Annotated in this window: 16 protein-coding genes and 3 pseudogenes; 8 read left to right on the plus strand and 11 right to left on the minus strand. The window is 69.2% G+C overall.

Annotated features, from left to right (window positions below; all coding sequences use genetic code 11):
* Positions 1–7: 7 nt before the first annotated feature.
* The gene (locus tag Q0V34_RS07115) at positions 8–2,014 is read right to left on the minus strand and encodes an SPFH domain-containing protein (RefSeq protein ID WP_297509825.1); all 2,007 of its coding nucleotides are present in this window, start codon (positions 2,012–2,014) and stop codon (positions 8–10) included.
* A gap of 253 nt (positions 2,015–2,267) precedes the next feature.
* Between Q0V34_RS07115 and Q0V34_RS07120 the strand changes: the two are divergent.
* The 4 genes and pseudogenes from Q0V34_RS07120 to Q0V34_RS07135 all read left to right on the plus strand — a co-directional run.
* Positions 2,268–3,458 (plus strand): annotated as a pseudogene (locus Q0V34_RS07120) (SGNH/GDSL hydrolase family protein); the annotation flags it as partial.
* A complete protein-coding gene (locus tag Q0V34_RS07125) occupies positions 3,456–4,358 on the plus strand; it encodes a polysaccharide deacetylase family protein (protein ID WP_297509894.1) in 903 nt (300 codons plus the stop codon). The pseudogene Q0V34_RS07120 and the gene Q0V34_RS07125, both read left to right, overlap by 3 nt.
* 76 nt (positions 4,359–4,434) lie before the next feature.
* A pseudogene (locus tag Q0V34_RS07130) lies at positions 4,435–6,650 on the plus strand (DPP IV N-terminal domain-containing protein).
* A 134-nt stretch (positions 6,651–6,784) separates the two neighbouring features.
* Positions 6,785–6,979 carry a hypothetical protein gene (locus tag Q0V34_RS07135; protein WP_297509828.1) on the plus strand — a complete coding sequence of 65 codons (195 nt, stop codon included), beginning with the start codon at positions 6,785–6,787 and terminating at the stop codon, positions 6,977–6,979.
* Here the strand turns inward: Q0V34_RS07135 and Q0V34_RS07140 are convergent.
* Positions 6,976–7,662 carry an HTTM domain-containing protein gene (locus Q0V34_RS07140; RefSeq protein WP_297509830.1) on the minus strand — a complete coding sequence of 229 codons (687 nt, stop codon included), beginning with the start codon at positions 7,660–7,662 and terminating at the stop codon, positions 6,976–6,978. The genes Q0V34_RS07135 and Q0V34_RS07140 overlap by 4 nt on opposite strands.
* Complete coding sequence (locus tag Q0V34_RS07145; protein WP_297509833.1) at positions 7,659–8,087, minus strand: hypothetical protein; 429 nt, start codon at positions 8,085–8,087, stop codon at positions 7,659–7,661. The genes Q0V34_RS07140 and Q0V34_RS07145 overlap by 4 nt, the downstream gene beginning before the upstream one ends.
* 152 nt (positions 8,088–8,239) lie before the next feature.
* Between Q0V34_RS07145 and Q0V34_RS07150 the strand changes: the two genes are divergently transcribed.
* Positions 8,240–9,028: a thioesterase family protein gene (locus tag Q0V34_RS07150; protein WP_297509835.1), complete on the plus strand. Its 789-nt coding sequence runs from the start codon at positions 8,240–8,242 to the stop codon at positions 9,026–9,028.
* A 132-nt stretch (positions 9,029–9,160) separates the two neighbouring features.
* Positions 9,161–10,669, plus strand: a complete 1,509-nt coding sequence (locus Q0V34_RS07155; RefSeq protein ID WP_297509838.1) for an amidase — start codon at positions 9,161–9,163, stop codon at positions 10,667–10,669.
* Positions 10,670–10,796: 127 nt separating this feature from the next.
* Here Q0V34_RS07155 and Q0V34_RS07160 read toward each other — a convergent pair whose 3' ends face one another.
* The 7 genes and pseudogenes from Q0V34_RS07160 to Q0V34_RS07190 form a co-directional block, all read right to left on the minus strand.
* Positions 10,797–10,955, minus strand: a complete 159-nt coding sequence (locus tag Q0V34_RS07160; protein WP_297509841.1) for a hypothetical protein — start codon at positions 10,953–10,955, stop codon at positions 10,797–10,799.
* On the minus strand, positions 10,949–11,458 hold the full coding sequence (locus tag Q0V34_RS07165) for a hypothetical protein (RefSeq protein WP_297509844.1): 510 nt from the start codon (positions 11,456–11,458) through the stop codon (positions 10,949–10,951). The genes Q0V34_RS07160 and Q0V34_RS07165 overlap by 7 nt, the downstream gene beginning before the upstream one ends.
* The gene (locus Q0V34_RS07170) at positions 11,455–12,909 is read right to left on the minus strand and encodes a hypothetical protein (RefSeq protein WP_297509847.1); all 1,455 of its coding nucleotides are present in this window, start codon (positions 12,907–12,909) and stop codon (positions 11,455–11,457) included. Before Q0V34_RS07170 ends, Q0V34_RS07165 begins: the two co-directional genes overlap by 4 nt.
* Positions 12,909–14,513, minus strand: coding sequence for a tetratricopeptide repeat protein (locus tag Q0V34_RS07175; protein WP_297509850.1), 1,605 nt, complete (start codon positions 14,511–14,513; stop codon positions 12,909–12,911). The genes Q0V34_RS07170 and Q0V34_RS07175 overlap by 1 nt, the downstream gene beginning before the upstream one ends.
* Positions 14,514–14,773: 260 nt before the next feature.
* A complete protein-coding gene (locus Q0V34_RS07180; RefSeq protein ID WP_297509854.1) occupies positions 14,774–15,997 on the minus strand; it encodes an acyl-CoA dehydrogenase family protein in 1,224 nt (407 codons plus the stop codon).
* A 23-nt stretch (positions 15,998–16,020) separates the two neighbouring features.
* A pseudogene (locus tag Q0V34_RS07185) lies at positions 16,021–16,113 on the minus strand (hypothetical protein); the annotation flags it as partial.
* 10 nt (positions 16,114–16,123) lie between these two features.
* Positions 16,124–17,239, minus strand: a complete 1,116-nt coding sequence (locus Q0V34_RS07190; protein ID WP_297509859.1) for an acyl-CoA dehydrogenase family protein — start codon at positions 17,237–17,239, stop codon at positions 16,124–16,126.
* A gap of 144 nt (positions 17,240–17,383) precedes the next feature.
* Here Q0V34_RS07190 and Q0V34_RS07195 point away from each other — a divergent pair, with 144 nt between their 5' ends.
* Positions 17,384–17,932 (plus strand): hypothetical protein, encoded by a 549-nt coding sequence (locus Q0V34_RS07195; protein ID WP_297509861.1) that lies wholly within the window; start codon positions 17,384–17,386, stop codon positions 17,930–17,932.
* On the opposite strand, the gene Q0V34_RS07200 is transcribed toward Q0V34_RS07195, so the two are convergent.
* Positions 17,899–18,807, minus strand: a complete 909-nt coding sequence (locus tag Q0V34_RS07200; protein ID WP_297509864.1) for a CPBP family intramembrane glutamic endopeptidase — start codon at positions 18,805–18,807, stop codon at positions 17,899–17,901. The genes Q0V34_RS07195 and Q0V34_RS07200 overlap by 34 nt on opposite strands.
* A 104-nt stretch (positions 18,808–18,911) precedes the next feature.
* Between Q0V34_RS07200 and pepN the strand changes: the two genes are divergently transcribed.
* Positions 18,912–21,503 carry an aminopeptidase N gene (gene pepN, locus Q0V34_RS07205; protein WP_297509869.1) on the plus strand — a complete coding sequence of 864 codons (2,592 nt, stop codon included), beginning with the start codon at positions 18,912–18,914 and terminating at the stop codon, positions 21,501–21,503.
* Positions 21,504–21,795 lie beyond the last annotated feature (292 nt).

Here is a 21,795-nt window from a genome sequence, read left to right on the forward strand (position 1 = left end):
GGCGGCTTTAGGCCTGCTCCGCCTCGTACTGGGCCGGCGCGGTCTCGACCGGCAGGCCCAGCTTCTCGGACATCAGCAGGGTCAGCAGAGCCTGCATGACGCCGCCATTGGCGCCGGCCTCGCCGCCCTGGCCGGTGATCTGGACCTTGGGCACCACGTCGACGCCGCTGGTCTCCAGGGCCTGGGCGAAGCGCTCTGCGACCTGGCGGGCCAGCTGATAGCGCGCGCCGCCCGAGGCCTCGACCTGGCTGGCGATCGCCTCGGCCTGGGCCAGACCCACCTTGGTCACCTTCTCGGCCTCGGCGCGGGCCAGGGCCACGACCTTGCCGGCCTCGCCCTCGCCCATCAGCCGGGTCGCGTCGGCGTCGGCCTTGGCCAGGGTCCGGCGCTGCTGGGCCTCCTGCTCGGAGCGGGCCAGCGAAGCCTTGCCCTGGTTCTGCTGCACCTGGATCGACAGCTGGCTTTCGGTGATCGCGGTCTGCTGCTTGGCGAACGCCTCGGCCTCGCGCAGTTCGCGTTCTTTCTGGGCCGCCAGCTTCTGGCGCTCGTAGGTGCCGACCTGCTCGTCGGCGATCTGGCGCTGACGCAGCTGGGTCAGGATCTTCTCGATCTGGTCGTCGCCGCCCTGGGCGGGACGCGGCGTGCCGATCAGAACCTCTTGCAGTTCAAGGTTATAGGCCCCGAACTTGACCTTCATCTCCTCGCTAGACTGGCTCTGGATCGCGCTGCGGTCCTGCAAGAGCTCGATCAGGGTGCGGGTCTGGCCGATGTTCTTGAAATAGGCGCTGACCATGGGGTCCAGCGTCTGCTCGACCAGCTTCTTGATGTCGCCGAAGCGCTGAATGACCAGCGGCGCCTTGCGGTAGTCGATGTGGACCACCACCGACACCGGCAGGGTCGGTTCGAACGCGTCGCGGGTGATCAGCGACACCTCGGCCAGGTTCTCGTCGAAGCGGTGCGAGCCGACGGCCATCGTCTCCCACTTCAGGATGAAGTTGGTGGTCGGCACCATGGTCACGCGGCCGGCATAGGTGTTGAAGGCGTACTTGCCCGGCAGCAGCGGATCACGCCACACGCCGCGCTGGCCGTTGGCGACCAGTTCGCCGTGGCGATAGCCCTCGCCCGAGGTGTCGACGCCGGTCGCGCCGGTATACGAGACCACGACGCCCACCTGGCCGACCTCGACCACGGTCTTGCCGATGCGCTCGACCGTCGCGAACAGCCGGTTGATGTAATAGGTGCCCTCGACCAGCACCTCCAGTTGACGCCCCTTGCGGCCGCCGGCGCGCAGGAAGGCCTCGGCGTCCTGGAAGCTGTTGTGGAAGGTCGCCGCGTCGGCCGAGTCCGAGCCGACCAGCGGCGCGATGATCTCGCCCGCCGGCAACCCCGGGCCGTCGTGGACGGTGATCACGCCGATCTGGTCGTCGGCGTCCTTGATCACCACCGGCTCGAACCCGCCGCGCGCCTCGATCACCTCGGCCATCTGGGCCAGCAGGCCTTCCTCGGCCCGGTCCAGGCTGAGGGCGAAGGTCTGGTCGCGGGTCACGACGACGAACTGGGCCAGGTTGATGGCGTAGGCGCCCTCGCGCAGGATCTTGCGCTGCGGCCCCTTCTGGCCGCCGCGTTCGAGGAAGGCGCGGGCGTCCTGAAAGTCGACGTCGTCCGGATTGGCCGCCAGGGCCTGGTCGGCCTCCAGCGGCGCGCCGTCACGGGCGAAGACATAGCCGATGCGACCCTGCGGGATCGTCACCAGCGACTGGATGTGCAGGCGGTACTGGAACGGGAAGAAGAAGTGCAGGCCGCCGCGCAGGACGTCCGGCTGGAAGCCGGCCTCGCCCTTCAGCGCGATCAGGCCGCCCGCGATCGAGCCCTTGCCCGACCACAGCTTCTCGACCACCGCGACGCGGTTGTTGCCGATATAGCGGATCATGCCGGACACGGCGATCAGCGCGGCGATAAGCACGACGGCAAGCGCTGAACCGGCGACCGGTCCAAACGCCAGGATATTGGACATGGATAGAGCCCCTAAACGGCCGTCCGGAGCGCGATCATCGCGGCCCGTCAATCGGCGGCCGCGTTACATGTATGCTTGGCCTTGACCGAACTCCACCATAAGGCGATCACATCGGATCACCTCGGATCACGGGAACGAGAGCGGATGAAAACGCCGTAATCCGGCGCGGCCCTTTACGGACGCGCCGCGAGGCCATAGCAATGTTACCGCTACCGCGCGATCGACGCGGCGCAGGGAGAAAACGCTGATGAAGATGGTCTGGCGGTCCGCGTTCGCCGCGCTTGGTCTATGGATCGCCGTCGCCCTGCCCGCCCAGGCCGCGACGCCGGCCAAGACGCCCCGTTGGGTCGGCGCCTGGGCCAGCGCCCAGATCGCGCCGGACGAGAAGAACCGCCTCGCGCCCGAGGACTATGCGAACGCCACCTTGCGTCAGGTGGTGCGGCTGTCGATCGGCGGCGACGCGCTGCGCGTGCGGCTCTCGAACGCGTTCGGGACCCAGCCGCTGACCTTGAAGGCCGCGCATGTGGCGATCTCGGCGGATCTCGCCACCGCCCGTATCGACCCGGCGAGCGACCGCGCCCTGACCTTCTCGGGCCGGTCCGAGGTGACGATCCCCGCCGGCGCCGACTATTGGTCCGATCCGGTGTCCCTGAAGGTGGCGCCGCTGACCTCGCTGGCCATCAGCCTGCGCTACGAGGCCGCCCCCAGCGTCCAGACCGGCCATCCGGGCTCGCGCGCCACCTCCTACGTGCTGGCCGGCGATCACGTCGCCGATGTCGACCTGCCGGGCGCCAAAACCGCTAACCAGTGGTTCCAGATCGCCGGCGTCGATGTGGCCTCGGACACGGCGCGGGCCGTCGTCGCGTTCGGCGACAGCATCACCGACGGCTATGGCGTCCTGCCCAACACCAACCTGCGCTGGACCGACGGCCTGATCGAGCGCGTCAAAGGCCAGAACCTGGCCGTGCTGAACCTGGGCATCGGCGGCAATCGGGTGATCCAAGACGGGCTCGGCCCCAACGCCCTGGCGCGCTTCGATCGCGACGTGCTGAGCCAGTCGGGCGTCAGCCATGTGATCTTCCTGGAAGGCGTCAACGACCTGGGCGTCCTGACGCGCGAGGCGCCCGCGACGCCCGAGGCGCACAAGGCGCTCGTCCAGCAGGTCATCGCCGCCTATCGCCAGATGGTCGCCCGCGCCCGCGCCCGAGGCCTCCGGACGATCGGCGCGACCATCCTGCCCTATGGCGGCTCGGCCTATTATCACCCCGGCCCAGAGAGCGAGGCCGATCGCCAGGCCATCAACGCCTGGATCCGGACGCCGGGCAGCTTCGACGCCGTGATCGACTGGGACGCGGTGATGCGCGATCCGGCCCAGCCGACGCACATGCTGAAGGCCTATGACAACGACGGTCTGCATCCGAACCTGGGCGGCTATAAGGTGATGGCCAACGCCGTGCCGCTGGACCTGTTGGGGCTCAAGGCGAAGAGCGCCGCCCAGGGCAAGCCGCTGATCGCCTTCACCTGGGACGACCTGCCCGCCCACGCGGCCCTGCCGCCGGGCGTGACGCGCGTCCAGATCGCCGCCGATCTGCTGAAAGCGTCGGCGGACGCGAAGGCCCCGGCGTTCGGCTTCGTCAACGGCGTCCAGACCGAGCGCGAGCCGGCCTCAACCCCGGTTCTGGCGATGTGGCGCCAGGCCGGCCAGCCGCTGGGCAACCACACCTGGTCGCACCTGAACCTTACCGGCGCGACGCCCGAGCAGTTCGCGGCCGACACGGCCAAGAACGAGCCGCTGCTGCAAGGCCTGATGGGCAAGGAAGACTGGCGCTGGCTGCGCTACCCCTATCTCTCGGAGGGCGACACGCAGGCAAAGCGGCTGGCGGTGCGGGAATGGCTGGCGTCGAACCGCTACAAGATCGCCAGCGTGACCATGAGCTTCCACGACTACGCCTTCAACGATCCCTATGCCCGCTGCATGGCCAAGGGCGACCAGGCCGCGGTCGCCGATCTGGAGAAGCGCTACCTGGACGGCGCGGCGGCGGCGGCCGATCGCGCCCGGGCGATGAGCCTGACGCTGTACGGCCAGGACATCCCCTATGTGCTGCTGATGCACGGCGGCGCCTTCGACGCCCGCATGGCGCCGCGTCTGTTCAAGCTCTACCAGGAGCGAGGCTTCGGCTTCACCACGCTGGAAGAGGCCGAGAAGCATCCGTTCTACCGCACCGACGTCGATCCGAGCCTCGCGCCCCAGCCGACGACCCTGGACGCGGCGATGAGGGCGAAGGGCCTGCCGGTCTCGCCGGAACCGGTCAGCGACGCCGAGCTGGGCGCGATCTGTCGGTAGGGGCCGCTGGCGCGTTTCAACCCCGTAACAACTTCCCTGCTGACAACCCGCACGCTCCCGCTTAGCGTCCGGCGCCATGAAAAAGCCCTCGCTCACGGCGCTCGCGGCCGTCCTCGCCCTCTCCTCGCCGGTTCTGGCGGAACAACTGACCCCGGAACGGATCTTCGCCGACCCCAGCCTGTCTGGCCCGACGGCCAAGGGCGTGGCGCTGTCGCCGGACGGCAAGCGGGTCACCTACCTGAAGTCCAAGCCCGAGGCGGCCAACGTCCAGGACCTGTGGGCGGCCGACGTCAAGGGCGGCGAGCCCTATCGGCTGATCGACTCGGCGGCGCTGTCGTCGGGAAACAAGGAGCTGTCGGAAGCCGAGAAGGCCCGCCGCGAGCGCGCCCGCGTGCAGGCGCGCGGCATCGTCGAATATAGCTGGGACAAGCAGGGCCGCTTCATCCTGGTGCCGCTGGACGGCGACCTCTATCTAGACAGCGTCGCCGACGGCAAGGTCACCCGGCTGACGGAGACGCCCGGCGACGAGGTCGACGCCAAGGTCTCGCCGAAAGGCGGCTACGTCTCCTACGTCCGCGACCAGAACCTTTATATCAAGCCGATCACCGGCGGGGCCGAGACGGCCCTGACCACCGAGGGCAAGGACGCCCTGTCGTTCGGCGTCGCCGAGTTCATCGCGCAGGAAGAACTGGACCGCTTCACCGGCTACTGGTGGAGCCCGGACGAGGCGCGGATCGTCTATACCCGCGTCGACGAGAGCGGCGTCGACATCGTGCCGCGCGCCGACATCGGCCCGGGCGGCGCCACGGTCGTCAACCAGCGCTATCCGCGCGCCGGCCGGCCGAACGCCGTCGTCGACCTGTTCGTCCGCGACCTGGCCTCGGGCAAGGCGATCCAGCTGGACCTGGGCGCGAACAAGGACATCTATGTCGCGCGCGTTGCCTGGGCCCAGTTGGCAAGACCGTCTATGTCCAGCGCCTGTCGCGCGACCAGAAGACCCTCGACCTGCTGGCCTTCGACGCCGCCACCGGCAAGAGCCGCGTGGTGCTGACCGAGACCGACCCGCACTTCCTGGAGCTGAACAACGACTTCAAGCCCCTGAAGGACGGCACGTTCCTGTGGGGTTCGGAGCGCGACGGCAACCAGCACCTCTATCGCTACGCCGCCGACGGCAAGCTGCTGGCGCAGATCACCAAGGGCGACTGGCCCGTGGGCGGCGTCGAGGGCGTGGACGAGGCGCGCCAGGTGGTGATCTTCGGCGCCTCGATGGACAGCCCGCTGGAGCGACGCATTTACGAGGTCTCCTACGCCAAGCCGGGCAAGCCCAAGGCCCTGACCCCGGGCGGCGGCTGGTGGACGGCCAAGGTGGCCGACACCGGCGGCGCCTTCGCCGCCTCGTACAACGATCCCAAGACCCCGCCCCAGACCGCGCTCTATTCGGCCGACGGCAACCGGGTGCGCTGGATCGAGGAAAACAAGCTGGCCGAGGGTCACCCGTACTGGCCGTACGCGGCGAACCTGCCGACGCCGGAGTTCGGAACCCTGAAGGCCGCCGACGGCCAGACGATGTATTACGAGATCCTCAAGCCGTCGAACTTCGACCCGGCCAAGAAGTATCCGGCCATCGTCTCGGTCTATGGCGGCCCGCACGCCCAGCGGGTCAGCAAGACCTGGCAGAGCCCGTCGGAGCGCACCTATCTCGAAGCTGGCTATGTGATCTTCAAGCTGGACAACCGCGGCAGCGGCAACCGCTCGGCGGCCTTCAAGCGCGCCCTGGACCGCCACATGGGCACGGTCGAGGTCGACGACCAGTTGCAGGGCGCCAAGTTCCTGGCCAGCCTGCCCTATGTCGACGCCAACAAGCTGGGCGTGATGGGCTGGTCGTACGGCGGCTTCATGACCCTGATGCTGATGACCGCGCCGGACACGCCGTTCAAGGCCGGCGCGGCGGGCGCTCCGCCCACCCAGTGGGGCCTTTACGACACCGCCTATACCGAGCGCTACATGGGCAAGCCGGACGAGAACAAGGCCGGCTATGCCTATGCCGACATCAACAACCGCCTGGACAACCTGAAGCCGGGCGGCCTCTTGCTGCTGCACGGCATGGCCGACGACAACGTGATCTTCGAGAACAGCACCCGCGTGATGTCGGCGCTGCAGAAGAAGGCCATTCCGTTCGAGATGGCCCTCTATCCCGGCGAGCGCCACAGCGCGCCGGGCAGCAAGACCAAGGGCCTCAGCGTGCTGAAGAAGCACCTGGAGTTCTTCGATCGCAAGCTGAAGGGCCAATAGACCCTGGCGCGCCCGTTCGCGGCCTTCGCCGCCGCGAACGGGTGCGACAACTTGCGCGGCCGGGCCGACGGTATGTCGCAGGCCTCCGAGGCGAAGCAGTCTTTAGGTTAAGGGCGTAGCTTTCGGAGCGCGCCATGACCAAGACCGACAAGGCCGTCGAACAACTGATCGAAGTGGTCAAGCAGGCCCTGCAGGACGGCCGCGCGACCTCGTCCGACCTCGAGGAGTGGCTGCTGGCCGCGATCCTGCTGGAAGAGATGAGCCTGGAAGAAGAGCACGACCGGCGCGACGCCGGCGCCTACGCCTCGTGGCGCGGGCTCTTGCACTAGAGTCGCCCGACCTGGGCCTGGAGCCACAGGATCGCCGGATAGACCGACAGCCACGTCCAGAAGAACCGGTTGAGGCCGAACAGGCAGGCGTTGGCCAGGTGGAAGAGGCCGGCGACGACCAGGCCGCCGATCAGGGCCGGCCGCCAGAGCAGGGTCAGCGGAAAGGCCAGCTCGAACAGCATCACCGCCCACGACATCGCCAGCAGCACGCGCGGCCGGTCGGCCCAGGCGCGGAGGCCCTCGCTGACCGGATAGGCCGAGAACCGGAAGACGTCGCGCAACGCCCGGCCATCGCGCCACTCCGGATTGACGACCTTCACCGCGCCGGAGATGAAATAGGACAGCGTCAGCTGCGCCCCGAGATAGCCGAAGGCCAGATGCTGCCAGCGCGCGTCCGGCAGCAGGTGCGCCAGGGTCACGCACCACAGCGAGAGCAGGCCCATCCGGTCGCTCCCGCCGTTGTAGGGGCCTTGAAAGCGCTCGAGGATCACCAGCGACAGCAGCGCCAGCCCGACCAGCGGCCAGGGTGACGCGAGTCCGCTGACCACAAGGGCGCACAACGCGATCCGGACGGCGTAGGTCGCCCTGTCCCGACGCGGCCCCGCCATGTGCTCCAGGCTCTGCTGGATCAGGGCCAGGGCCAGCAGGATCTCGGTCAGGCGGACGGAGGCGACGAAACTCATCGGACCAGCGCCTCGCGCCGGCGCGGGGCCGATTGGAACAGCACCTCGCGGATCAGCGCCTCGCCCTCGCGGCGGACGAACGTCAGACGAAACGCCAGCCAGGGCGGCGCATCGGGATCGCCAGCCAGATCGGCGGCGATCCGGCTCAGGATCTCGGCCTCGCTATGATCCGTGGGCTGATCGATAAGACGCTCCGCGCAACTGACCAGGAACAGGCTCTCGTTCCACTGGGGGTTCCAAAGCAGGCGCCTGGCCATGGTCACGAGCGAGACGCGCGCCGGCCGAGGGCGGAACTCGCGCCAATCCTCCGGCGGGGCGGTCTCCGCGCCCAGCAGCGCATATTCGACGCGGGGCGAAGGCGCGATCACGTCGAAGAAGTTCCAGGACGGGATCAGGGCCGGCAGCAGGAGCCGGAGGGGTTGCATGCGCTGTGCGTCCTTCGAGGCCCGCTCCGCGGGCGCCTCAGGATGAGGGATTCGGAGTGATCTGTCCTCATCCTGAGGTGCGCGCTCCCGAGCGCGTCTCGAAGGACGCACGGCGCTTGACTTCCGTAGCGAAAGAAAACGAACCTTCCGGCATGACCCTCTATACCGACCTCATCGCCGCCATCGAGCCCACCGACACCGGCTGGTCCGCCCACGTCTCCGACGACTGGAAGCAGGGGCGCACCACCTATGGCGGGCTCAGCGCCGCGCTGTGCGTCGAGGGCGCGCTGCGCGCGTTCCCCGACGCGCCGCCGCTGCGCTCGGCCCAGTTCGCCTTCGTCGGCCCGGCGGCCGGCGAACTGGCGATCGCGGTCAAGCCGTTGCGCCAGGGCAAGTCGACCCTGTTCGTGGCCGTCGACCTGGTCGGCGAGCAAGGCGTGGCCACCCACGGCGTGCTGACCTTCGGCGCGGCGCGGCCTTCGGTTCTGGCCTACGAACACGTCCCCTTCCCTTGCGTGGCGCCGGCCGAGCAATGCGAGCCGTTCTTCCCGGAAAATCGCCAGGGCGCGCCGCACTTCTCGGCCCAGTTCGAGGTTCGCAAGGCCGGCGGCACGCGTCCCCTGGCCGGCGGCGATCCGGAATACCTGCTGTGGATCCGCCACCGCGACCCGGCCGCGACCTCGCTCTCGGCCCTGGTCGCCCTGGCCGACATGCCGCCGCCGCCGGCCATGGCGCTGTTCCCCCAGTTCGGCCCCATCTCGACCATGACCTGGTCGCTGGACATCGTCGGCCCGCCTGCGGAAGGCGACGACGGCTGGCGGCTCCTGCGCACGCGCGCCGAGACGATCGGCGACGGCTACTCGACCCAGGAGATGCATCTGTGGGACGCGAACGGCCGTCCCCTGGTGCTGGCGCGACAGAACGTGGCGGTTTTCGTCTGACAGGCCGCGCTCCCCCTTCGACAGGCTCGGGGTGAGGGCTACCGCGAGCCGCTCACAAGAAACCTCACCCCGAGCTTGTCGAAGGGCGAGGTTTCGGGCCACGATCGCGCGCACAGCTCGGGGAAACGCTTCATGACCAAGTTCGCCTGTCTCAAGTCGGCATGCCTCGCCAGCGCCGCCGCCGTCGCGCTGTTCGCGGGGGCCGCCGAGGCCCAGACCTCGGAGGCCGCGACGAAGGCCGCCCTGGCGACGATCCAGGCCAAGAACCCTACGCTGCACGCGGTCATCGCCACCAACCCCAACGCCCTCGCCGCCGCCAAGGCCCTGGACGCCGAGCGCAAGGCCGGCAAGGTCCGCTCGGCCCTGCACGGCGTCCCGATCCTGCTGAAGGACAATATCGAGAGCGCCGATCCCCTGCCGACCACGGCCGGCTCGCTGGCCCTGAAGGACAACATCACCGGCCGCGACGCGCCGGTCGCCAAGCGGCTGCGCGACGCGGGCCTGGTGATCCTGGGCAAGACCAACCTGTCGGAATGGGCCAATATCCGCTCGAACCACTCGATCAGCGGCTGGAGCGCGGTGGGCGGCACGGTGCGCAACCCCTATGTGCTGGATCGCAGCGCCTGCGGCTCGTCCAGCGGCTCGGGCGCGGCGGTGGCGGCGGGCCTGGCGCCCTTGGCCATCGGCACCGAGACCGACGGCTCGATCACCTGCCCCTCGGCGATCAACGGCCTGGTGGGTCTGAAGCCGACCGTGGGTCTGGTCTCGCGCACCCACATCGTGCCGATCAGCCACAGCCAGGACACCGCCGGCCCGATGACCACCACGGTCGAGGACGCGGCCAAGGTGCTGACCGTCATCGCCGGCTCGGACCCCGCCGATCCGGCCACCAAGGACGCCGACGCCCACAAGACCGACTACGCCAAGGGCCTCTCCAAGGACGCCCTGAAAGGCGTGACCCTGGCCGTGGCGCGGTTCTACACGGGCTATTCGCCCAAGCTCGACCTGGTGTTCGAGGCGGCCCTGAAGGACCTGAAGGCCCAGGGCGCGACCCTGGTCGAGATCAAGGACTTCGACGAAGGCCCGATCGGCAAGGCCGAGGGCGTGGTGCTCTACACCGAGCTGAAGGCGGACATGGCCAGCTACCTGGCCTCGACCGATCCCAAGAAGGTCCCGAGCCGCACGCTGGCCGACCTGATCGCCTTCAACAAGGCCACGCCCAAGGAGCTGGAATGGTTCGGCCAGGAGAGCTTCGAAAAGGCCGAGAAGACCAAGGGCCTCGATGATCCCGAATATCTGAAGGCCCTGGCCGACTCCAAGCGGCTGGCGGGGCCGGAGGGCATCGACAAGATCCTGAAGGACACGGGCGCGGTGGCGATCATCGCGCCGACCACGGGGCCGGCCTGGACCATCGACCCGCTGAACGGCGACAACTACGGCGGCTCGGCCACCACCCTGCCCGCCGTGGCCGGCTATCCGCACCTGACCGTGCCGATGGGCGATGTGAAGGGCTTGCCGGTCGGTCTGTCCTTCATCGGCCCGGCCTGGAGCGAGAAGCTGCTGCTGAACCTCGGCTACGCCTACGAGCAGGCGACGCACCACCGCAAGGCGCCGACCTTCAAGGCGACGATCGCGCCCTGATCCGAATACGCGTCATCCCACGCTTCACGCGCGGGCCCCCTCTGACCGGCGGGAGCGCGGAGCGGACGAACCGCTGACGTGGGCGCTGAACCCTGGGTCCCGCGAGCGCGTCGCGGGATGGCGGTGGTCAGGGGCCCCTCGGCCGCACCACCTCGATGGGCGGCGGCGGCGGCGTGACCCGCGCGCGGCTCGGCGCCACGGGCGCGGGCGGGCCATGGTTGGGATAGGATCCGCAGGCGGCCAGGGTCATCGCGACCACGGCCAGGGCGAGCGCCGGTCTCAGCATCGGCGGTCGGACGGGCTGGAGCCGAACAGGCCCAGGCTGGAGCGGAAGCAGCGGTTCTCGTAGCGCGGCTCCCAGACCTCGGTCCGGCCGTCGGCGCGGGTGAACTGATAGCGCGCGCCCCGGTCGTCGCGACCGCTCATCGTGACCTGGCCGGGACGGTCGGAGGTCACGCCGTACGACTCGTGGGTGATCCCGTCGACGGCGCACGAGGACACCAGGCCCGGGCGGCTGAGATCCCCCGACAGGCCGGCGGCCGAGCCCGTCTGCGCGTTGTAGGCCGAGACGTCCGTCCCGCCGCCGCGCGTCCCGCCGACGAACACCTGGGTGCCGGTGGCGCTGTCATAGGTCATGATGTCCGGCGCCTGCCCCGTCAGGGGCGCGCCGCAGACGCCGGCGCCGCCGCGGCGAGGACCGGTGGGCGTCCGCTGCGCCCAGGCCTGGCTGGCCGCCAGGGTCGAGGTGACGAGGAGAGCGGCCACCAGACCGCGAACCAGCTTGCTCATTTGGGGACTCCCCCTTGTTGCGGTCCATGCGGCGGTCCGCCGGCGTCACGGCTCAAGTCGGCCGGCGCGCCGCCGACCGCCAGCGGCGTCGGGCCGATCGCCTGGGTCGGCCAATAGGCGTCATAGTCGAGGCGGGCGCGGTCGCGCGGCGTGCGATAGAGCTCCGGCGCCTCGAACCACGGCCGGCAGGTCAGCTCCCCGTCGAAGAAGCCGCTGACCAGGGCCTTGCAGCCCTCGGGGCGGGCGTAGATGCGATTGTCGACGGCGCGCACCTGACCGCCGGCGTCGGCGTAGATGCCCGAGCGCATGACGCCCACGATCTTGTTGTTGGCCGCGTAGGCGATGCCCGAGGCGACGTAGAGACCGACATCGGTGGCCTCCAGCTCGCCCTCGTTCAGGCGCAGATTGGCGTTTTCGACCGTCACGGCCCAGTCGCTGTCGCGCACCACCGGCCGCAGAAGCGTGGTCTCGTCGCCGCCCCCGATATAGACGCCGCGCGAGAAGCCATCGACATAGAGGCCGTCGATGGTCACCAGCTGCTGGCGGTTCATGCCGCTGATCACGAAGCCGGCCGAGTTGCGGGTGCGCGAGGAGCCGGTCCAGTCGCCCAGACGGACGATGCGAACGTCGCGCAGGCGGCTGTCGCCGGAGGTCTCGAAGGCGCCGCCGATCGCCGTGGCGGCGATCTCGACATTGGACGCCATGATCGTGCCGGTGGCCTTGACCACCGCCGAGCGCGTGCGGCCGATGAACGTGACGTCCTGCAGCTCGATGCGACTGTCGCTGATGTCGAAGGCCGAGGCGTCGCCGTCATAGCGGATCGTCACGCCCTTCAGCGCGATCTCGGTCGCGCCGCCGACAATGCACGACGAGCCCCCGGCCCGCGTGGCCTCGATGCCGAGACCGTCCAGCACCACATATTGCACCCCGGGACGGATGCGGATGCACGGCTGGTCGGCGCCGGCGACCAGGATGGGCCGCGTGCGGCTGGGCGTATAGTCGCGCACCACGATGCTGACCGATCGGGTGATGTTCAGCGAGTCGACGCAGGCCCCGCCGTTCGTCGAGGTCAGGGTCAGGGTGTCGCCGTCATAGAGCCGCGCCAGGGTCGCCGACACCTGGCCGGGATAGGCGTAGTCGCAGTTGATCTCGCGAGAGACGTAGCCGTAGCCGCCCCCATAGCCATAACCGTAGCCATAGCCGCTTCCGTAGCCATAAACGGGCACGCAGCGACCGCGCGAACGGTAGTAGCCGCGCGCGCAGGGTCGCGGCTTGGCGTAGCGGACCTTGCAGCCCTGCGAGAGGTTCGGCTGCAGCAGCAGGCCGAAGCACGGGCGGATCTGCTGATCGACCTTGGCGTCGGGCGAGGCGGCGGCCAGTTCGGGCGCGCCCAGCGCGAAGCCGAAGATCAGGGCGGCCCAAAGCGCCATCAGGCGGCTGAGGCGGCGCATCAGTAGTTCCCTTCGTTATAGGGCCGAGCGCCGCGGTCGGGGCCGGCGGCGTCCTGGCGAAGATCGCGGTCGTCGGCGCGCGGAGCGGCGTCGTAGACGGTCGGACCATACGGGTTCGGACGGCCCGGCGGCCGGTCGCCCGGCGCGCGCGGCGGCCGGGAAACCTGGGCCAGCAGCTGCTGCAGGCGCTGGGCGGAGGGCTTGAAGCCCGCCAGGGCCCCGTCGATCTGATAGACCACCGCCTTGGCGCGATCCTGATCGGCCACGCCCTGCAGACCCAGCGAGAAGTAGGTCGACATGGCGTACTTGGCCTCGGCCGAGCCTTGGCGCTCGGCCTCCTCGAACCAGTGGTAGGCGCGGGCGTAGTCGCGCGGCACGCCGACGCCCTCGGAGTACATGACCGCCAGGACGAGCTGCGCCTTGGCCGAGCCGTTGACCGCAGCGTACTGGATGGCCCGCACCTTCTCGATCGGGGCCAGGCGGCCGGTGTTCGGCCGGCCCAGCATGCCCTGGAAGGTCTGGGCGTCGCCGACGGCGAGCAGCTTCTCGTCGATCATCGGCTTGGGGATGACCCGCAGATAGGCCAGGGCCTCGGCGACATGGACGAAGGGCAGCTCGTTGACGCGTATCAGCGCCGCCTCGCGCGCCTCGCCGGCCAGATCCGATTCGTCGGAATGCGGGACGCCCGAGTCGGGCGACTCCGGCGGATAGAACTCGTAGGGCGGGATCCAGCGCTTGGCCTTGGTCTCGACGAACGAGCCGTAGGAGGCGCGTTGCGGCGAGCTGCGCTCGAAGTCCTTCAGCATCACATAGGCCGAGACGTCGCCGGTCTGGACCGCCAGATAGTTGTACAGATAGGCGTCGACGTCGTTGCGGCGGAACAGGTCCAGGGCGGCCGGCGCGCCGGGCTGGCTGGGCTTGCCGTAGGCCTCGATGGCCTGAAGGTTGTCGGAGGGCTCGCCGAACGGGCCGAAATAGCCGTCATGGATCCGCGCCAGGGTGCGGAAGCCGTCGGCGCCCTGCGACGACAGGATGTAGATCACGCGATTGCGGACCTTCTCGCGCTCCTCGGTCGACATGCGCGACAGCAGGCGGTCGAGCGCGCCATACGCGCTGCGCCGCTCGAAGGCGCGGCAGTCGTCGAAGCGCGACAGGGCCCGCGACGAGTCCCCCCGGCGCTCATAGGCCGAGATCGGCGCGTAGCCGCCCGAACTGGACAGAGCCATGGCGTACCAGACGGCCGCCTCGACCGGATCCTCGAGATTCTTGTCGACCGCGCGCTGGCCCTCATACCGGCGGGCGAGCTCCAACTGGGCGAAGAAGTCGCCGCGGAAGCCGCCCTGCCGGAGGGCGCGGATCTCTTGCTGCTGCTGGTTGAACTGGCCCGAGACCCCTTGAGCGGCCTGGGGCCGCGGGCAGGCGCTGGCCCGCTTGTGGAACCAGGCGGCGGGCCCCGTGTCGCAGCCGACCAGGGGAATCACCACCGCCGCGACGACGGCGGTGACGGGGATCCGACGCAGCAGGACGTCGCGGCTGGCGTAGGCGCGCCTAGCCGCTTCGCGGAGCGTCCGAAGGCGCGCAACTGCGTCGCCGGCCTCGCGCATGAATCCCCCTTCAGCCGCGCCGTTAACCATAAATCAATGATCTCTCATGTGCCCCGGATCGGACCCTGTCAAGGTCAGCTCGACCCGGCGGGCGATGAAGACTTCGTCACGACGATCCGCGCTCGCGCACCAGGCGAATTCACGGGTTTTCGTGACGTTTCACCGTTCCCGGAACATCTAAGAGATCGTTCGAAACCCCAAGGCTAAGCTCGTGGGTGCTCGATCGGCATCTACGGACTGAAGACGAAGATTCGACGAAATCAACGGCCGGTCGGCATGTCCTTGAACGCGACATCCTTGTCGACGCGCACGTCGCCCGGCAGGCCCAGCACCCGTTCGGCGATGATGTTCTTGAGGATTTCGTCCGTCCCGCCCGCGATCCGCAGGCCCGGCGCCCACATCAGGCTCTGCTGGAACGCCGCCTCGGCCGGCGCGACCTCCGGGTCGGAGAGGATGCCGTACTGGTCCTCCATCTCCACGGCGGTGTTGGCCAGTTCCTGCAGCTGATTGGCCGAGATGATCTTGCCGATCGAGCTCTCCGGCCCCGGCGTCTGGCCGCGCGACAGGGCGGTCATGGTGCGGAAGCGGGTGAACTTCAGGCCCTCGGACTGCACGTACCAATCGGCCAGCTTTTCCCGGAAGGCCTGGTCCTTGACCGCCGGGCCGGTGACGCCCGACAGATCGCGCGCCAGCTTCATCACCTCGCGATAGTTCGGACCGGCCGAGCCGCCGACGGCCAGCCGCTCGTTCATCAGGGTGACCAGGGCGACCTGCCAGCCCTGCCCCACCTCGCCGAGGCGCTGGCTGTCCTTGACCCGCAGGTCGGTGAAATAGACCTCGTTGAATTCGCGACCGCCCGACATCTGGTGGATCGGCCGGCACTCGACGGCCGGGTCCTTCATGTCGACCCAGAACATGGTCAGGCCCTTGTGCTTGGGCACGTCGGGGTCGGTGCGGACCAGCAGGATGCCGTAGTCGCAATAGTGGGCGCCGGTGGTCCAGACCTTCTGGCCGTTGATCACCCAGTCATCGCCGTCGCGCACGGCGCGGGTGCGCAGGGCCGCGACGTCCGAGCCGCCGGCGGGCTCGGAGAACAGTTGGCACCAGATCTCCTCGCCGCGCACGGCCGGGCCGACGAAGCGCTTCTTGGTCTCGCCGTCGGCGAAGGCCATGACGGTGGGCACGCACATGCCCAGGCCGATGGTGAAGTAGCCGTAGCCGACGCCGGCCTTGGTCTCTTCCTGGCCGAAGATCACCGACTGGATCGGCGTGCCGCCGCCGCCGCCGATCGCCGCGGGCCAGGTGATGCAGGCATAGCCGGCCGAGGCCTTGGTCGCCTGCCAGTCCTTGGCGGCGGCCATGTGCTCGGGCGTATTGGCCTTGGGCTCGCCCCACTTGGCGCGATGGGCGGCGGCGTTCTCGGCCAGCCAGGCGCGAGCCTTCTCGCGATAGGCGGCTTCTTCGGGGGAGTCGTTGAAATCCATGATCGTCTTCTTCCCTTGGTCGGCCCTCGTCCTTCGACAAGCTCAGGATGAGGGCGACGGCTGGCTCGGCGTTCGCATTCGAAATCCTCATCCTGAGCCTGTCGAAGGACGAGGATTTCGCGGCGTTTAAGCCGCGTTCTTCTTCTCCAGTTCGGACACCAGCCGCTCCTTCCAGACCTTGGGCGCGCCGGCCGCCAGGCTCAGCTGCCGCGAGCGGCGGTAGTAGAGGTGGCAGTCGACGTCCCAGGTGAAGCCCATGCCGCCGTGCACCTGGATGGTCTCCTTGCTGGCGAACCAGAACGCCTCGGAGGCCGCGATCCGCGCGGCGGCGGCGGCGACCGGCAGCTCCGGCGCGTCGTCGTTCAGCGCCCAGGCGCCGTAATAGGCGTTGGAGCGGGCGACCTCGTTCTTGACGTACATGTCGGCCAGCTTGTGCTTGATGGCCTGATAGCCGGCGATCACCCGCCCGAAGGCGTAGCGGCCCAGCGCGTACTCCTTGGCCATTTCCAGGCAGCGATCGGCGCCGCCCAGCTGTTCGAAGGCCAGCAGCACCGCCGCGCGGTCCATGATCGCCTGGACAAGGTCGAAGCCGGCGCCCGCCTCCCCCACCCGCTCGGCCGCCGCGCCGTCGAAGACGATCCTGGCCACGCCGCGCGTCGGGTCGAGGCTCTTCAGCGTCTCGCGCGCCACGCCCGGGCCCCGCAGGTCGACGAGGAACAGACCCGGGCGGCCGCCCTCGCTGGCCAGCACCAGCGCCAGGTCGGCGACGTCGCCGTCGGTGACCGGGATCTTGGTCCCGAACAGCTTGCCGCCCTCGACCCGGCACTGCAGCGTCGAAGGTCCGACGACGCCCGGGCCTTCGGAGGTCGCCAGGCAGCCGATCAGCTCACCGGCCGCGATGCGCGGCAGGATCGCCGCCTTCTGCGCATCGGACCCGAAGGCCATGATCCCCTCGGCCAGGAAATAGACGGTCGAGGCGAACGGGATCGGCGCGACGGCGCGGCCCAGCTCCTCGGCGATGGCGCAGAGCTCGACGCGCCCCAGGCCCAGCCCGCCGTGTTCCTCGGGGATCGACGCGCCCAGCCAGCCCTGCGCCGCGACGCCCTTCCACAGGGCCTCGTCGAACGAGCGGTCGGCGTTGTCCAGCACGCCGCGCACCACCGCGACGTCGCAGTGGGCGGCGAGGAACTTCCGCGCCTCTTCCTTCAGGAACTTCTGGTCGTCGGAATAGTCGAAATCCACTGCAACCTCCCTGGACGCGGCTCTTCCGGCCGGTCGCGAAGCCCACACTGACCGACGTTCACGCGAAGGGAAAGATTGACCCGGCGTCAAGGATTTCAGGTTCTTATGGGCGCTGTCTCGCGATTTCAGAGTTCACCCAGCGGCATGGCCAAAACCGTCTTCCAGAAGAACCAGCGGGTCTGGGTCGAGAGCGTCGGCTGCTGGGCCACGGTCGAGAGGATCGTGCCCATCTGGGCCAAGGGCTTCGACGAGCCGGTGCGGGTCACCTACGATGTCGGCCTGAACCGCGAGTTCCAGGCGCACGAGCTGAAGGCCGAGGACAAGGTCGACCCGCAGGAGGGCGGCCTCGCCTCGAACTGGCGCGTGCTGCGCGCGCGCAACAAGTGGCAGCAGGAGGGCGACTGCGCCCACCACCCCTATCCTGGCACCTATCCCGTGGTCGTGACCGACGTGAACGACTGGGGCGGTTGGCGCACGCCGGGCGCGGAGTACGACCGCGATCCGCACAAGATGGAATACCAGGCGCGCCTGATCGCCAGCGCCCCGCGCCTGCACGCGATCGCCCGCGAACTGCTGACCCTGGTGGCCGACAATCCCGAGGACGCGCCGCCGGCCCTCACGGGCCTGGCCCAGAAGATCGTCGCGATAGAACGCTACCTTCAGGAAACGCCCGCGCCCACCTCCGAAGCCTGAGACGGCTCGTCTGGCCGGACTTTGAAATTCCCCTTCTTCCAGGCCATCCACAGCACCAGCGCCGCGACTAGCGTGCCGACGATCATGCAGGGCAGCGACGCTTCCGGACCAAAGGCCCCGCCGCTCAGAAACTCCGGCGCGCCAGGCTTGGGCTCGGAGGTGAAGAAGCTGGGCGTGCGCGGCGTGCCGGAGACCGAAGCCCCCCAAAGCCAGCCCTGGGTGAAGTTCCAGGCGGCGTGAAGGCCGACCGACATCCAAAGCCGGTTGCTCAGCATGTAGAAGGCCGCCAGCAGGAAGCCGGCCTCGATCATGATCGCCACCGACGATACGATCGTGGCGCCGGGGTTGAAGGCGTGCGCCGCGCCGAACAGCGCCGCCTGGGCGATCAACGACGGCCAAGCGCCGAACGCCCGCATCATGAGCCGCATCAAGATGGCGCGGAAGGCCAGTTCCTCCATCATCCCCGACTGGATGGCGATATTCAGCATCTTCCAGGGCGAGCCGCCGTGCGGACCGCTGATCTGATAGACTCCCATCAGGCTGAGCGCGGCGATCACCAGCGCCATGATCAGCGCCCCCACCGCCGCGCCGACCAGCAGATCGACCGGGGCGTGCGACAGCTTCAGCTCCGACGGCCAGCGGCCCTCGGCCAGCCGCACGGCGCCGGCATAGACGGCAAAGCCGGCCACGCAGGCGGCCAGCACCTTCAGCGCGTCGAGCGGCGTGGATTTCGGCAGGAACTGGATGCCCCCGTAAAATCCGGTGAACACCAGGAAGAGGAGCACCATCCACCCCGTGGCGCGCAGCCACCGCAGCGGCCCCGGATGCAGCACGCGCGCGCGCCCCACCTCCAGTCCCGTGTCGCCTTCCGCCATGTCGCCGCCCCCTCGCCTTGGTTCCACGACGACAGCAGCCGATATTTCGGCCATCTCCGTCAAGGTCTCTCGCGCGCGCCGCGCGGGGTGATTAAGTTGTCCGGATGCGCACCGACACGCCCCAACCCGTCCGCCTGGACGATTATCGCCCTTACCCCTTCGCCATCGAGACGACGCGGCTGGTCTTCGACCTGCAGCCGTCCGCGACCCGGGTGAAGGCCGAGCTGGCGGTGCGTCGGCTCGGCGCGGCGGACGAGCCCCTGGTGCTGAACGGCGAGCGGCTGAAGCTGGTGTCGATCGCCATCGACGGCCAAGCGCTGGGCGCGGACCAGTACACGGTCGACGCCGAACATCTGACCGTCCGCGATGTTTCCGACCGCTTCGTCCTGACCACCGAGGTCGAGATCGACCCTTCGGCCAACAAGGCCTTGATGGGCCTCTACATGTCGGGGGGCCGCTTCTGCACCCAGTGCGAGGCCGAGGGCTTCCGCACCATCACCTATTTCCCGGACCGCCCCGACGTGCTGTCGCGCTTCAGCGTCCGGATCGAGGCCGATCGCCGCTATCCGCACCTGCTCAGCAACGGCAATCCGGTCGCCCAGGGCTCGCTGAGCGACGAGCGCCACTTCGCCGAGTGGGTCGATCCCTTCCCCAAGCCCAGCTACCTGTTCGCGCTCGTGGCCGGCGACCTCGACGTGCTGGCCGACCGCTTCGTCACCATGAGCGGACGCGAGGTGGCGCTGCGGGTGTTCGTCGATCCCGGCCAGGCCTCGCGCGCGACCTACGCGCTCGACAGCCTCAAGCGCGCCATGCGCTGGGACGAGGAAACCTTCGGCCGGGAATACGACCTCGATCTCTTCATGATCGTGGCCGTGCGCGACTTCAACTTCGGGGCCATGGAGAACAAGGGGCTGAACATCTTCAACAGCTCCTTGCTGCTGGCCGACCCGCAGACCGCCACCGATCTCGACTACGAGCGGATCGAGGCCGTCGTGGCCCACGAATACTTCCACAACTGGACCGGCAACCGCGTCACCTGCCGCGACTGGTTCCAGCTGTGCCTGAAGGAAGGCTTCACCGTCTTCCGCGACCAGAGCTTCAGCGCCGACATGCGCGGCGCGGCGGTGCAGCGGATCAAGGACGTCCGCACGCTGAGGGCGCGGCAGTTCGCCGAGGACGCCGGCCCCCTGGCCCACCCCGTCCGGCCGTCCAGCTATCTGAAGATCGACAACTTCTACACCGCGACCATCTACGAGAAGGGCGCGGAGATCATCCGCATGCTGCGGACCCTGATCGGTCCCGCGGCGTTCCGGAAGGGCTGCGACCTCTATTTCGCGCGCCACGACGGCGAGGCCACGACGGTCGAGGCCTTCATCGCCTGTTTCGCCGAGGCCTCGGGCCGCGATCTGTCGGCCTTCTTCGGCTGGTACGAGCAAGCCGGCACCCCCAGCGTGACGATCGACACGGCCTATGACGCCGGCGACAAGGCCTTGACCCTGACCCTGTCGCAGTCGACGAGCCCGACGCCCGGCCAGCCCACCAAGACTCCGCTGCCGATTCCGATCGCCATCGGCCTGCTCTCGGCGTCCGGCGAGGTGCTTCGCGACACCGAGATCGTGGTTCTGGACACCGACAGCCTGACCGTCCGCTGGGAGGGCGTGGCCGAGGCGCCGGTGCTCTCGGCCCTGCGCGGCTTCTCGGCCCCGGTGAACCTGTCGACCGACGCCAAGCCCCATGACCGCTATGTGCTGTTCGGCTCCGACCCCGACCTCTTCAATCGTTGGGAGGCCGGCCAGACCCTGGCGCGCGACCTGATCCTGTCGCGCGCCGCCGGCGCGCCGGACGAGGTGGGCGAGGAGCGCTACGCCGACGCGCTGGGTCGCGCCTTGGTCGACGACGCGGCCGAGCCCGCGTTCAAGGCGCTGCTGCTGGCGCTGCCGTCCGAGCCGGATCTGGCCCTGATGTCCGAACCGGCCGATCCGGCCGCCCTGCACGCGGCGCGCGGACACCTGCGAACCCGCATCGCGGTCCATCTGGGCGAGCTGTTGCGCCGCCTGCATGGCGACATGCAAAGCGCGGGCGACTTCTCCGACAGCGCCGAGGCCGCCGGACGGCGCGCCCTGCGCAACGCCTGCGCCGAGGCGTTGTCGGCCGACCCGCACACGGACAACCTGTCGCGGCTGATCGGACACCTGGACGGCGCGCGGAACATGACCGACCTGATGGGCGGGCTGTATCCGATGGTCGCCATGGGCGGCGTCCCCCGGGAAAAGGCGCTGGCCAACTTCCATTACGCCTGGCGCGAGGAGCCGCTGGTCCTCGACAAGTGGTTCGCGGTGCAGGGGCGCGACCCGAACCCCGACGCGCTCGAGCGGGTCGTAGCGCTCACCGCCCATCCCGACTTCGAGCCGACCAATCCCAACCGTCTGAGGGCTCTGGTCTCCACCTTCGCCAACTTCAACCCGGCGCGGTTCCACGATCCCAGCGGGGCCGGCTATCGCTTCCTGGCCGACCAGATCCTGGCGGTGGACGCGTTCAACCCGATGACGGCGGCGCGGATGATCGAACCGCTGGGCGGCTGGCGGCGCTATGTGCCGGCGCTGGGTCGCCTGATGCGCGATGAACTGCGGCGCATCGCGGCCCATCCGAACCTGTCGAAAAACGTGCTCGAACTGGCCACGAAGGCGCTGGACTGAGCCGCTTTTCCCGCGCGTCGGCGCCGCGCGATTGCGACCAATGGGCTCACGCGCGCGGATTCCGCTTTACGGCCGTGACGCGGCCGCGAACGGTACGGTAGATTCACTAAGTCGGCGAAGTGACTCGCCCTGGGCCCCGTTCGTGACGCGGGCCTCAGTTTCAAGGTTCGGACGCGTCGGGCGACGCGTTCGGGGTTACGGGAGCCGCGCGGTTTGGACAGGGGCTTGGCGAGACTCGGGGGGCCGGCGAGAGCCGGACCGACCGCGCCCGCCGCCGTGCGGTCCAAGACGA

Origin of the sequence: uncultured Caulobacter sp., from assembly GCF_947036865.1 — a bacterium.
Taxonomy (GTDB): Bacteria; Pseudomonadota; Alphaproteobacteria; order Caulobacterales; family Caulobacteraceae; genus Caulobacter.